Annotated in this window: 11 protein-coding genes; 7 read left to right on the forward strand and 4 right to left on the reverse strand. The window is 67.5% G+C overall.

Going from position 1 to position 13,425, the window contains the following annotated elements; translation table 11 throughout:
- Positions 1–169: 169 nt before the first annotated feature.
- From GOAMR_RS18595 to GOAMR_RS23795, 3 genes are all read left to right on the forward strand, one after another.
- The gene (locus tag GOAMR_RS18595) at positions 170–1,636 is read left to right on the forward strand and encodes an APC family permease (protein ID WP_040515817.1); all 1,467 of its coding nucleotides are present in this window, start codon (positions 170–172) and stop codon (positions 1,634–1,636) included.
- A 315-nt stretch (positions 1,637–1,951) separates the two neighbouring features.
- Positions 1,952–2,440 carry an FBP domain-containing protein gene (locus GOAMR_RS18600; RefSeq protein WP_005191524.1) on the forward strand — a complete coding sequence of 163 codons (489 nt, stop codon included), beginning with the start codon at positions 1,952–1,954 and terminating at the stop codon, positions 2,438–2,440.
- Between the two features lie 40 nt (positions 2,441–2,480).
- On the forward strand, positions 2,481–2,990 hold the full coding sequence (locus tag GOAMR_RS23795) for a hypothetical protein (protein ID WP_138943807.1): 510 nt from the start codon (positions 2,481–2,483) through the stop codon (positions 2,988–2,990).
- 426 nt (positions 2,991–3,416) lie between these two features.
- On the opposite strand, the gene GOAMR_RS18610 is transcribed toward GOAMR_RS23795, so the two are convergent.
- From GOAMR_RS18610 to mshA, 3 genes are all read right to left on the reverse strand, one after another.
- Entirely contained in the window at positions 3,417–5,024 is a 1,608-nt protein-coding gene (locus tag GOAMR_RS18610; protein WP_005191528.1) for an AMP-binding protein, read from the reverse strand.
- 167 nt (positions 5,025–5,191) lie between these two features.
- Positions 5,192–5,758, reverse strand: coding sequence for a type III secretion system chaperone family protein (locus GOAMR_RS18615; RefSeq protein WP_005191529.1), 567 nt, complete (start codon positions 5,756–5,758; stop codon positions 5,192–5,194).
- Between the two features lie 55 nt (positions 5,759–5,813).
- Positions 5,814–7,196 carry a D-inositol-3-phosphate glycosyltransferase gene (gene mshA, locus GOAMR_RS18620; protein ID WP_005191531.1) on the reverse strand — a complete coding sequence of 461 codons (1,383 nt, stop codon included), beginning with the start codon at positions 7,194–7,196 and terminating at the stop codon, positions 5,814–5,816.
- Positions 7,197–7,451: 255 nt separating this feature from the next.
- On the opposite strand from mshA, the gene GOAMR_RS18625 reads away from it, so the two are divergent.
- Genes GOAMR_RS18625 through GOAMR_RS18635 form a run of 3 tightly spaced genes read left to right on the forward strand, consistent with a single transcriptional unit; the run spans position 7,452 to position 10,091 of the window.
- Positions 7,452–8,399, forward strand: coding sequence for a metal ABC transporter solute-binding protein, Zn/Mn family (locus GOAMR_RS18625; RefSeq protein WP_005191533.1), 948 nt, complete (start codon positions 7,452–7,454; stop codon positions 8,397–8,399).
- Positions 8,400–8,403: 4 nt separating this feature from the next.
- On the forward strand, positions 8,404–9,222 hold the full coding sequence (locus tag GOAMR_RS18630; RefSeq protein ID WP_050942799.1) for a metal ABC transporter ATP-binding protein: 819 nt from the start codon (positions 8,404–8,406) through the stop codon (positions 9,220–9,222).
- The gene (locus GOAMR_RS18635; RefSeq protein ID WP_005191537.1) at positions 9,219–10,091 is read left to right on the forward strand and encodes a metal ABC transporter permease; all 873 of its coding nucleotides are present in this window, start codon (positions 9,219–9,221) and stop codon (positions 10,089–10,091) included. Before GOAMR_RS18630 ends, GOAMR_RS18635 begins: the two co-directional genes overlap by 4 nt.
- A 7-nt stretch (positions 10,092–10,098) precedes the next feature.
- On the opposite strand, the gene GOAMR_RS18640 is transcribed toward GOAMR_RS18635, so the two are convergent.
- Positions 10,099–11,646: a carboxylesterase/lipase family protein gene (locus GOAMR_RS18640; protein ID WP_040515818.1), complete on the reverse strand. Its 1,548-nt coding sequence runs from the start codon at positions 11,644–11,646 to the stop codon at positions 10,099–10,101.
- A 382-nt stretch (positions 11,647–12,028) separates the two neighbouring features.
- Here GOAMR_RS18640 and GOAMR_RS18645 point away from each other — a divergent pair, with 382 nt between their 5' ends.
- Complete coding sequence (locus GOAMR_RS18645; protein ID WP_040515819.1) at positions 12,029–13,351, forward strand: reverse transcriptase family protein; 1,323 nt, start codon at positions 12,029–12,031, stop codon at positions 13,349–13,351.
- Positions 13,352–13,425 lie beyond the last annotated feature (74 nt).

Below are 13,425 nucleotides of genomic sequence, written 5' to 3' on the forward strand. Positions count from 1 at the left end.
CGTGTTCATGCTTCAACGATCGCTGCAGAAACCCGCCACGGCGTCTACCCGACGTTGAGATCCCCCTATGCACCTGCATAGACCGATTCCATCCGCGAAAAGTAAAGACATCGTCACGTTTGTGCACAGAGGTGTTGAGCCACGCGAAGCGCGTCTAGCGTTTCAACCCATGAGCACAAGCGCGGACACCGGCGCGCCTGACGCCGCCAAACCCGAACTGAAACGCGTTATCGGAACAAAACTTCTGTTGTTGTTCATCGTCGGTGACATGCTGGGCACCGGTGTCTACGCCCTGACCGGCCAGGTCGCCGGGGAGGTGGGCGGTGCCGCCTGGCTGCCGTTCCTGGTGGCTTTCGCCGTCGCCACCCTCACCGCCTTCTCCTACCTGGAACTGGTCACCAAGTATCCGCAGGCGGCCGGCGCCGCACTCTATGTGCACAAGGCGTTCGGCATCCATTTTGTCACCTTCATCGTGTTGTTCACGGTGATGTGTTCGGGAATCACCTCCGCCGCAACGGCTTCCCGTGCGTTTGCCAATTTCACGATGACCGCGTTCAGCGACGGCGACACACCCGCCAAGGACGATCCGGTGCTGATGTTCCTGGCCATCGGATTCCTGCTGTTGGTGATGTTCGTGAATTTCCGCGGTGTCGCCGAAGGGGTGGGCGCCAACGTGGTGCTGACGCTCGTCGAGCTGAGCGGGCTGGCGCTGGTGCTGTGCATCGGATGGTGGTTCCTGATCACCGACGGCGACGGCGCCGACTGGGGCTCGGTGGTCGCCTTCGAATCCCCCGGCGACAAGAACGCGTTCATCGCGGTCACCGCGGCCACGTCGTTGGCGTTCTTCGCACTCGTGGGTTTCGAGGATTCGGTGAATATGGCCGAGGAGACCAAGGATCCGGTCAAGATCTTCCCGCGCGTGATGCTCACCGGTCTCGGGATCACCGCGGTGATCTACGTGCTGATCTCCATCGCGGCTGTCGCAATCGTCCCGGTCGGCGATCTGGCCGGGAGTGAGACACCGCTGTCGGACGTGGTGAAGGCCGCCGCCCCCGACTTCCCGATCGGCGATCTGCTGCCGTGGATCTCGATGTTCGCCGTCGCCAACACCGCACTGATCAACATGATGATGGCCGGCCGTCTGCTGTACGGCATGTCGAAAAATGGTGTGCTGCCGCAATTCCTGTCGTATGTGCACCCCCGGAGGCGCACCCCGGTGGCGGCGATCGTCTTCACCACGGTCGTCGCCCTGTGCCTGCTGGTGTACGTCAGCGCCGACCCGGACAGTTCGGTGGTGGGCCTGCTCGGCGGCACGACCTCGTTGCTGCTGCTCGCGGTGTTCACCGTCGTCAATATCTCGGTGCTGGTGCTACGCCGGGACAAGGTGGAGCACAAGCATTTCCACACCTACACCGGAGTCGCCGCCGCCGGTGCCGTCACGTGCTTCTACCTCACCCTGCCGATCACCGGCCGCGATACCGACCAGTACAAGGTCGCCGGCTGGCTGCTGCTGCTCGGCGTCATCCTGTGGGCGCTGACGTACTGGCATCACAAGCGCACCGGAACCCCCGAGGGTTCTCTCGAGGAACTGTCCACCGAACGTCCGCCCACCCGCGACGAACTCCCTCCATCGTGATCCCCGAGCCCGAAGCGACCACACATCTTGATCCCTGAGGCCGAAGCGACGAAGGAGCAAGGGTCTCGAAGGGTCCGGCGAGACGACCGCACGACGCCACCACAGGTCCCGGCCGGGCACCCCGACGGCCCCTACCGATGCGGTCTACACTGATCCGGTGATGTTCGTTCGAGTTGAGGAGTCCGCCGGCGCCGCGTGCGCCCTCGGCAGATGATCGCGCCCCGCAGCCGGCCCCTCGGGCCGGCGGGGCGACGCTGTCCTCACCTCACTCACCCGAGTCGGCACCGGCCACCGGGTCCATCGAACGGATCTGTCATGAAACCTGTTACCCGCCAAGACATCCTGTCCTCATTCCAGGGCGCCACGCGCAGCGAGGTCAAGAAGGTCACCTTCGCCCCCGACTTCGACGACGTCGACTTCGACACGCTCGAGTTCTACGGCTGGCGTGACCCGAAGCTGCCCAAACGCTCCTACGTGGTCGTCCCGCGCGAGGACGGCGTCGTCACCCTGCTGTTGACCCGCGCCGACGCCAAACCCCGTGCGCGGGCGATGTGTTCGTGGTGTCACGACGTCAACCTCACCGACGAGGCAGTCCTGTACTCGGCCCGCCGGGCCGGTCCCGCCGGCCGTCGCGGCGACACCGTCGGCGTGCTCGTCTGCAAGACGTTCCGCTGCTCCCGCAACGCCCGCCAGCTCCCACCCGCCTATCACAAGGGCACCGACCTCGACGCCATCCGGGCCGAGCGCATCGCCGACCTGACCCGCCGCATCGAGGCCTTCACCGAGTCAGTGCTTGCCGCTTAAGTCGCATAGCGACACCATCACCGAGGAGAAGACACCGATCGTGAAGCTCCGCACCACTGCCAAGGTCGTATTGACGTGCTTGGCCCTGGCCCTCACCGCATGCTCGACCGGAGAACCGGAGTCGGCACCGGAGACCACTACGGCCTGGGGGCCTGTCGGCCATGAAACCGCCCCGTTCCGGAAGCACTTTCCCGATCTCGGGGTACCGATATCGGCGAGTTGGCTGAAGGGCAACCCGGACAGCACGTCGACGGACCGCATCCAACTCCCCAGCCCGCCGTCGACCGTGCTCAGCGCGATCGTCGAGGTTCGCCCCGATGTCGCTCAGGAACTGCGCTCAACGCTCGGTGATACCGGAACCCCCGAAGTCCCGGACACCCCCGATGTCGCGCCGGAACTTCGTTCGCTTACGCCCGACGGTCCGTTCGTCAGCGGGGAGAGCAATCTGGGCACCGTCTACGGCTGGGATTGCGTCGTGCACGTCGACCGCGTCAAGCCGGTCGTCGTCATACGCGCGTTCCTTCCGTGGGCGACTTCGTTCACGGCCTGATCCCCGGAGGCACGTAAGAGTACACCCCGCCGTATAGACCACCAGCCTCTTATGTAAAGACCGGTGGTATGTTACCGTCGAGAACACGAACAGATCAGCGGTCTTCAAGGAGTCGACATGGCGGCATTACCCACACTCGGCCAAGGCTGACCCACCGCAATCCGAACAGCGAAGGGATCCTGGCGGTCTACCTGATCACCGAGGGCGGCGAGTACATGACCGGCGCGTCCTTCGACGTTGACGGTCAGTACGGCGGTACCTGGCAGGCCACCGAAGAAGGCCATGACCGTCAACCTCTTCGCTCCGGTGCTGCTTATCCCGCAGAGCGGGCCGGCTCCTGCCGCCGGGGTGGTGTTCGGATAGCAGAACCTGCGACATCGATGGCGGGTGATCTACACAGATCACCCGCCATCGACACGCAAGAACCTACTTACGCAAGTCCTTGCGCAGGATCTTGCCGGATGCCGACTTGGGCACCACGTCGATGAACTCGACGACGCGGACCTTCTTGTACGGGGCGACCCGCTCGGCGACGAACGCCATCACCTCGGCCTCGTCGATCTCGGCACCGGGCTGGCGAACCACGAATGCCTTCGGGATCTCCTCGCCGGTCTCCTCCTCGATGACACCGATGACCGCGGCGTCGGCGATCTTGTCGTTGGTCAGCAGCAGCGCCTCGAGCTCGGCCGGCGGCACCTGGTAGCCCTTGTACTTGATGAGCTCCTTGAGCCGGTCGACGATGTAGACGCAGCCGTCGGCGTCGACGGTGGCCATGTCGCCGGTGTGCAGGAAGCCGTCGGCGTCGATGGTGTCGGCGGTGGCCTGATCATTGTTCAGGTAGCCGAGCATCACGTTCGGGCCCTTCACCCACAGCTCACCGGGCTCGGAGACGCCTTCTTCGGGGATGCTGATCTCGTTGCCGGTGGCCGGGTCGATCAGCTTGTTCTCGGTGTTGGGCACGGCCCAGCCGATCGAGGACAGCGGCGGCTCGTCCTTGCCGAGCACGGCCCGCGAGTCGGTGGGGATCAGGTGGCTGACCGGCGACAGCTCGCTCATGCCGTAGCCCTGCAGCATGTGCAGGTTCAGGCGCTTGGCGACGGCGTTGCCGAGTTCGGCGTCGAGCGAGGCCGCGCCGGAGAGCATGGTGTGCAGCGACGACAGGTCGTAGTTGTCGACGATCGGGTGCTTGGCCAGCGCGACGGCCACCGGCGGCGCGATGAACGCGTAGGTGACCTTGTGGTTCTGGATGTTCTCCAGGAACTCGACCAGGTCGAACTTGGGCATGATGACCAGCCGGGCGCGAGCGAACAGCGCCGCGTTGAGCAGCACCGTCATGCCGTAGATGTGGAAGAACGGCAGCACCGCGATGATGGCGTCGTCCGAGTTCATCGCCTGCAGCGGCTGGATCTGCGCCACATTGGCCACCAGGTTGGTGTGGGACAGCTTGACACCCTTGGGGTTTCCGGTGGTACCGGAGCTGTAGGGCAGGACCGCGATGTGGGTGGCGGGGTCGAACGACACCTCGGGGGCGGGGTGGTTCGGGGCCAGCAGGTCGACCGCGTTCGGGTGGCCGGACTTCTCCAGGCCCTCGCCGTCGAGCACGATCAGGTTCTCGTCGGCCAGCCCGACCCGCTTGGCGGCCTCGGCGGCGTGCTCGTACAGCGGCGAGACGGTGATCAGCAGCTTGGCCTTGGAGTCCTTGAGCTGCTTCTCGATCTCGTTGGCGGTGAACAGCGCGTTCAGGGTGGTCGCGGTGGCGCCCGAGCGCAGCACGCCGTGGAACACGGTGGCGAACGCGGGAACGTTCGGCGACAGGATGCCCACGACGTCGCCGACCCCGATGCCGCGGGCGGCGAGCGCGCCGGCGGCGGCGTTGATCTGCCCGATCAGCGCCCGGTAGGTGGTCTCGGCGCCCGATTTGGGATCAACGAGTGCGACCCGATCCAGGTCCTCGTCGGCGATGGAGCCGAAGAGGAAGTCATACACGCTGACGTTGGGGATCTCGACGTCGGGATACGGGTTCTTGAAGCTCATCAGACCTCCGAGTAGTGGGTTTCGCGGTGGCAATCGTATCAACAGCGATTGCAACGATGTGACGCAGACCGCCGCGAGAGTACCGCAAACCGGACACCCGCCAGCCCACTGCCTGCAACTTTCTGTCGATATAGCCACTGCCGAGGGCATATTGCCCTCGGCAGTCCCTATATCGGAAGATTCTCGTGGCCGGTCTCGCCGGGCAGCGGTTCGCCGGGGGCGGGCAGCGCGTCCTTGTCGATGATGTGCTCGAAGGCGCGCAGGTTGTGCAGGGGTTCGCCGCGGGAGACCCGCCACGCCCATTCGCGCTGAATGGAGGTATGAAAGCCGATCTCGAGGAGGACGTTGAAGTCGCCGTCGGCGGCTTCGAGGACCTGGCCGAGGATGCGGTCGATCTCGTCGCCGGTCACCGCTGCCGCCGAGATCCGGCCGACGAGATAGATGTCGCCGACGTTGTCGAGGGTGTAGGCGACCCCGTAGATGCGCCGGTTGCGTTTGAGCAGGTACTTGTACACCTCCTCGAAATCCTCGTCGGGACGCCGGCACACGAACGCCTCCACCCGCAGCCCGTGTTGTTCGGCGGTCAGCAGCACGGTGGTCTTGAGCTTCTTCTCCCCCGGCAGTTCGACCACGAAATGCTCGGCCTGAGCACCACCGGAACTCTTTGTGCTGTAGTCGATCTCACGTTCGGTGAGCGAGGCCTCGACAACCTGGGCGATCTCCCTGTATCCCATAAGGATTCCGTTCCCTCTCGACGATATGGTTCGGGCGTCGTGCGCGCCGACAGGATCAGGCACCGACGCGATTCCGCCGCCGCAGCCAGCTGCGGCGCACCCGCTGCCCGATGCCGTCGAGCCCGAGGGCTCCCTTGTGATTCAGATGCTCTTTCAGCACAGCATGTTTCGACGACTCCAGGGACCGCATCGCCTGCCCGTAGCTGCGCAGCAACCGGTCGGCGGTGTGTTCCCAGGAGAACTGTTCGGCGTGCCCGCGTGCCGACGCCGCCAGCTCCGCCAGCCGATCAGGTTGCCACAGCAGGCTTTCCAGCGCCGAAGTCCAGGCGTCGATCTCGTGACCGTCGACGAGCAGGCCACTGGTCCCGTCGGCGACGGCCACCCCGAGACCGCCGACGCGGGCCGCGATCACCGGTGTGCCACAGGCCTGCGCCTCAATGGCAACCAGCCCAAAGCTTTCCGAATAACTGGGCACGGCAACAAGATCCGATGCCCGGTACACGTCGGCGAGCCGTGCCGACGGTTGCGGCGGCAGGAAGGTGACGGCCTCGGAGATGCCGAGCTGCGCGGCCTGCTCGATCAGGACGCCCGGACGTTCGAGTCCGGTGCCGGACGGGCCGCCGACGATCAGCACCCGCAGTGGCGGCACCCCCGAATCGGGTTGCCACGACCGGTGGATCAGCGGCGCCGCGGCGGCCAGCAGCACGTCGGGGGCCTTGAGCGGCTGGATGCGCCCGACGAAGGTGACGATCCGCTCCCCCGGGTCCAGGCCCAGTTCGGCACGCGCCTTGGCCTTGGAACCCGTTGTGTAGCAGTCGAGGTCGGCGCCGGGGGTGACGATGTCGATGCGTTCGGGGTCGGCGCCGTACATGGCGGCGAGTTCCGCGGCCTCGGTGGCGGTGTTGGCGACGAGACGGTCGGCCTCGTCCACCACCTGCTGTTCGCCGATCTCCCGCAGGCGCGGTTCGGCGGTGTCACCTTTGGCGAGGGAGGCGTTCTTGACGGCGGCGAGGGTGTGCGCGGTGTGTACCAGCGGCACGCTCCAGCGGTCCCGGGCCAGCCAACCCACCTGCCCCGACAACCAGTAATGAGAATGGATCAGGTCGTAGTAGCCGGGATCGTTCATGGCCTCCGCGCGCAGCACACCGGCGGTGAACGCGCACAGCTGACCGGGCAGATCCTGCTTGTCCAGACCCTCGAACGGGCCGGCCACCACGTGGCGCACGAGCACGCCGGGCGCTGCCTCGACGACGGGCGCGTCGGACGACGAGGTGGCGCGGGTGAAGATCTCCACCTCCACTCCGCGCCGGGCCAGCCGGGTGGCGGTCTGCCACACGTACACGTTCATCCCGCCGGCGTCGCCGGTTCCGGGCTGCGCCAGCGGCGAGGTGTGCACGGAGATCAGTGCGACACGACGCGGCACCGGGAGCACGGACATGTCCACCACCTTAATAGCCCACGTGGATCCAGCCGGGTTCGGTTGGTGGGCCCGCCCCGTTCTGGACGACGGAGTGAGCCGGGCGACGAAGGAGCCCGCGTGAACGACGGAGGAAGAACGGGGACCCGAGGGCCCACGAACCGAGGCCCGGCGCATGTCACAGCCCGGCGCAATCTTCCTGCCCGATTCGTCGGCGGGCCTTTCGTCCCCTACACTGTTCTCGGTAACGGTTTTCATTTGCGTAAGGCGGTAAGCATGAAGCGGCGGGCACTCGTCGGTGCGACGGCGTTGATCGGGGCGGGCGCACTGGCCCTGTCCGGATGTTCGGGCGACGACGGCGGCACAGCGGCGTCGGGCACCCCCACCATCGTCACCTCCACCGACGTGTGGGGTGCGGTGGCCACGGCAGTCGCCGGCGACAAGGCCAAGGTCACGGCCCTGTTCAGCAACGCCCAGGGCGACCCGCACGAGTTCGAGCCACCCGCCTCCGACACCGCCGAGGTGGCCGACGCCGACATCATCCTGATGAACGGCGGCCACTACGACGAGTACCTCGATGACGCGTCCGCGAGCAGCGACGCCACCGTCGTCAACGCCTTCAAGCTCCACAGCGGCGACAGCGGGGACGACCACAATGACGATGAGGACCACGATCACGACCACAGCGGAACCGCCAACGAACACGTCTTCTACGACCTCGACCTGGTGAGCGACGTCGCGGACAAGCTCGCCGATGCCCTCGCCGAGAAGGATCCCGACGACGCGGCCACCTACCGGGCCAACGCCGACCGCTTCGACAAGCAGATCGAGACGCTGAGCGACGCCCTCGACGACATCAAGGAGGCGCACGGCGGCGCCAAGGTCGCCCAGACCGAACCACTGGCCGGATATCTCCTCACCGAGGCCGGGCTGTCGGATGTCGCGCCCGCCGGCTTCACCAAGTCGGTCGAGGCGGGCCAGTCCCCCTCGGCCGCCGACCGCGCCGCCCTCGAGGACCTGCTCCGCAGCCGTCAGGTGAAGGCCTTCGTCGTCAACGCGCAGGCGATCGACCCTGTTACCGAGGCACTGATGAAGACCGCGAGGTCGGCGAAGGTGCCGGTGGTCGAGCTGACCGAGACCCTGCCGAAGGGTGTCATCAGCTACATCGACTGGCAGCGCGCACAGATCCGGTCGCTCACCGACGCGCTCGGCACCGCACAATAGTCCCGTGAACAGCCCTTCACCCCAGCAGCCCGACGAGTATGTGGCCCGGTTCCATCAAGCGCGACTGGCGTTCGGCGACCGCGTCCTGTGGGACGGCCTCGACCTGACCGTCGAACCCGGCGAGTGGATAGCCGTCCTCGGCCCCAACGGCTCGGGCAAGACCTCGTTTCTGCGTACGCTCCTGCACCAATACCCGCTCAGCTCGGGCACCGTGGAGGTCACCGAGGCCGTCGGGTATATCCCGCAGCAGCACGCCGACGACTCCGATGCGATGGCCTTGCGCGGCCGCGACCTGGTCGGCTTCGGCGTCGACGGCGGGGCGTGGGGGGTCGGGCTGCGTGGCTGGGCCCGGCGCCGCAGACTCGTCGACGACGCGCTGGCACAGGTCGGTGCGCGACAGTACGCCGACGCCCCGCTCGGGGTGCTCTCCGGCGGCGAGCAGCAGCGCCTGCGGGTGGCCCAGGCCCTCACCGCCGACCCGACGCTCCTGCTGTGCGACGAACCGCTCGCCAGTCTCGACCCCGCCAACCAGCAACTGGTCGTCGACCTGATCGACGCCCGGCGGCGGTCGGCGAACACCGCCGTGGTGTTCGTGACCCACGAGATCAACCCGGTGCTGCCGCACGTCGACCGGGTGCTCTACCTGGTGGGCGGGCAGTTCCGCATCGGACCGCCCGACGAGGTGATGACCACCGAGACCCTCTCGGAGCTCTACGGCAGCGACATCGAGGTGATCCGGGTGGGCGGCCGGCTGCTGGTGGTCGGCGGCGAGTACAGCCATCACTGCCAGGGCGACGCCCAGCACTCCGACGGTGCCGCATGAGCGCGCCGCTCGCGGCCTCCCGCGTCGAACTGCACCAGTTCTGGGACTTCTCGCAGACAGCCGACCTGCTGCAACGCGACTTCGTGCACCAGTCGTTGCTGGCGCTGGCGCTGGTCGCGCTGATGGGCGGGATCATCGGGCCGCTCGTGGTGGTCCGGCAGATGTCGTTCGCGGTGCACGGGGTGGGTGAACTGTCGCTGACCGGCGCGGCCGCCGCCCTGTTGCTCGGGGTGAGCGTCAACATCGGCGGTGTCGGCGGCGCCGTGGTGGCCGCGGCGATCTTCGGTTTCCTCGGTAACAAGGCCCGCGAACGCGACTCGGTGATCGGCGTCCTGATGGCGTTCGGCCTCGGTCTGGGCGTGCTGTTCATCGCCCTCTACGACGGCCGCACCACCACCGCGTTCGCACTGCTCACCGGGCAGGTCGTCAGTGTCACCACCTCCGGGCTGGTGGCGGCGGCGATCACCACGGTGATCGTGCTGGTGGGCATGGCGATCATCTACCGGCCGCTGCTGTTCGCCTCCCTCGACCCGCGCGTCGCGCAGGCGCACGGCGTGCCGATCCGACTGCTGTCGGTGGTGTTCGCGGTGCTGATGGCCCTCGCGGTCGCGCAGGCGGTGCAGATCATCGGCGCGCTGCTGGTGATGTCGCTGATGATCACCCCGGCCGCCGCGGCCTCCCGGGTGAGCGCCAACCCGGCTGTCGTGACGGGCCTGGCGGTCCTGTTCGCCGAGGTCGCCGCGATCGGCGGAGTGGTGCTCTCCCTGGCCCCGGGCCTGCCGGTGTCGGTGTTCGTCACCACTATCTCGTTCATCATCTACGCCGTCTGCCGCATCATCGGCCGCCGCCGGGTCTGGGCCACCCGCTGAGCGTGGCTCAGCCGGGCACGTCCGACGAATGCAGCCGCTGCCACACCTCGCGACGACCGGCGTCGGGATCGGCGTCGACGCGGCTGGGGTCGTCGATGATCATGACCTGCCGATCGGTGGTGGTGTAGGCGGGCCAGTCCCGGCCGGGGTCGCGATGCCGGGCAAACCCGCCCCACCGCCCCTGGACCTCGCCGACCAGCCTGCTCACCGACCGCCAGTCGGCGATGGCCAGGAACCCGGCGACGTACGTCTTCAGCGACCCGAACACCGCGAGCATCTCGGTGGTGTGGGTGGCGCCGAACCCGCTGGCCTTGAGCAGCCGGGTCACGTAGTCGTAGCGGTAGTGGAAGGTGGGTGCCACCGCGCTGTGGCCGTCGACGAACACGCTGGTGGGGCCCCAGAAAAGGAAGTCCCCCGCCAATCGTGACCTGTCGCCTTTCTCCGCGCTGTAGACGGCGCGGATCGCATCGCCGCCCTCGGTCCCGGCGAGCTTGTGCACCGTCTTCTCCACCGCCGGCGTCAGGTCGAAGAAGCGGGAGAACAGCGCCCCCTCCTCACGGTTGTTGCCGATGATCAGCGGAATCGGGTGGGTGACACCGGCACAGGCCGCCTGCAGCGGGGACTGCGGCAGGATGTCGTCGCCGACGATCGGGGCCAGTGGCAGGAACACCCCGATGTCCACCTTCTGCGCGTAGTCCATCAGCTTCTTGCCGGTCTCATGGATGGTGCGCCCCGACGCCCGCGACAGCAACCTCCGGGCCTGCTCCGCGGGAAACGGCCGCCCGTCGTGCGGTGCTCCCGGCACGCGGGCCGGGTCATCGAGGAGCCGCAGGAACTCGGCGGCGATGATGCGAGCGGTGTCCTGTTCGACGACGAGTTCGGGGGCCGGGCTTTCGGCGATCGCGCCGGTGAACAGTCCCTTCGCGGCGGGTGCGGCAAGCAGCGCCGTCACCGAGGTGCCGCCTGCGCTCTCCCCGAACACGGTGACGTTGCCGGGGTCGCCGCCGAATGCGGCGATGTTGCGCCGTACCCAGTCGAGCGCGGCGATCTGATCACGCAGCCCGAGATTGGTCTCGAACGGCCGATCGGGCGTGGCGTAGTCGGTGAGGTCGAGGAAGCCGAACGGCCCGAACCGGTACTGGATGGTCACCACCACCACGTCCTGGTTGCGGGCGAGGTGGGTGCCGTCGTAGATCGGGGTGGCGGCCATGCCCATCAGGAACCCGCCGCCGTGGATGAACACCATCACCGGCCGCGGCGCCGACGGCACCGAGTCGGGTGAGAACACGTTGAGGGTGAGGCAGTCCTCGCTCATCGGCTGCAGCTTGAGCGGGGTGGTGAGCGTCAGGTACTTCTCCTGGAACAGCGCGGCGCCGTAGGCATCGCACTCGCGCACCCCGCGCCACTGGTCCGCCGGCTGCGGGGCCCGGAACCGGTTCTCGCCGAGCGGCGGAGCGGCGAACGGGATTCCCCGCCAGGTGATGCTCTTGCCGCGACCACGACGGCCCCCGACCAGCCCCGACTCGGTGGCGACAACACGTTCCATGGCTACCATCGGCCTTACTGTACTGGACACAGGCACTGGTTCACCGACTTGCCGAACGACGGAGCCGGTAGGGTCTGCGGGTGGAGACCGGGTGCTGTGAGAGTGGATCGAGAGATCCGTCTCAGGGGTAACCCCTGGGTGCAGTTCACAGCAAGACCCCGCGGCCGGAGCCACGCCGCACGCTGTGCGTGCCGGATGGCACCGCGAACACCGGTGTGAGGTCACAGCACCCGGACTCCGCACTCGGACGATCGTCTCAGGACCGACGGGGAGGGTGACAATGATGAGTTCGGCCGGGCCGGCCTCGTCTCGACGACCGGGTGAGCGGGGAGCCTGCGACCCCGAGCGAGGGGAGACGGACGGGGCCCTGGGTGCCGACCGGGACCCGGCCATGACACCGAATGAACTGTCAGGCGATGAGTTGCGCGCTGTCGCAACCCATGCCGCCGACGCGATCACCGACTGGACCTACCCTCGGATCCGTGGCGCTGTCCACGCCGCTCTCGCCGCCACCACACCCCGGCGCTTCGCACTGCCGCACGTGGTCGCCGACCGGGTCGCCACCGACGCCCTGGCCTTGTCCCCCGACCGGCCGGACAATGTGGCGGCGTTCATCGGTGAGGCGCTGCAACCGTGGCGCCGGCCCGACCCACCGCCGCCCCCGCCGGACACCAGGCTGCGGCTGCAACCCGCTGAACCGCAACCACCTACGGGAATGCGCCACGGCCTGCCACCCATCGCCGGCTACGAGGAGCTGGCATTCTGGCTCAATCTGACCGTGGGCGAACTGGATTGGCTCGCCGACCGCGGGCGGTGGCTGGAGCACGCGCGATACCCGTTGCAGCACTACCGCATCACCCGCCGCGAGAAACGTGGCGGGCACCGGATCATCGAAGCCCCCAAACCCCTGCTACGCGAAACGCAGCGGCGTCTTCTGCGGCGCGTCGTCGAGCACATCCCGGCGCATCCGGCGGCCCGCGGCTTTGTGCGCGGTTCGTCGACGGCGGCGTTCGCGTGGCCGCACGCCGACCGTGCCGCCGTCGTACGGGTCGATCTGCGACACTGCTTCGAGTCGATCGGGATATCGGCGGTGCGCGCGGTGTTCACCTCGGCGGGCTATCCGCCACACATCGCCCGGGTGCTTGCCGACCTGTGCACCACCACCACTCCCGCCGATCAGCTGCACGGCATCGACTGGGAGCACCGGGACCTGTTGCGCCGCAGTCATCTTCCCCAGGGCGCTCCCACCTCCCCACACCTGGCGAATCTGGTGCTGCGCAGACTCGACCGCCGCATCGACGGCTACGCGAAGCGAAATGACCTGCAGTACACCCGATATGGTGACGACATCGCCGTCTCCGGTGACAGTATCGACGCCCACAAGACGCTCCGGGTGGTGCTCGCCATCGTTGAGGACTGCGGTTTCACCGCCCACCCCGGCAAGGTCCGCATCATGTACGCCCACCAGCAGCAACGCCTGGCCGGCCTGGTTGTCAACGACCGCCCCCAGGTCTCCCGCGCCGACTACGACGCCCTACGCGCCTTGCTGCACAACGCCGTTCACCACGGCCCCGACAGCCAGAACCACCACGGCCACCCCGATTTCCGCGCCCACGTCCACGGCCTCATCTCCTGGGTGGGCGCCACCAACCCCACCCGCCGCCGTCGTCTCCTCGACCTCGCCGCCCAGATCGACTGGAACACCGAACAGTAACCACCCAGCGCCGACCACCTTGATCACCGTGGCCGACCCAACCACCCCTCTTGATCCCTGAGGGCGATGCGAGG

The organism is Gordonia amarae NBRC 15530, from assembly GCF_000241345.1.
Taxonomy (GTDB): domain Bacteria; phylum Actinomycetota; class Actinomycetes; order Mycobacteriales; family Mycobacteriaceae; genus Gordonia; species Gordonia amarae.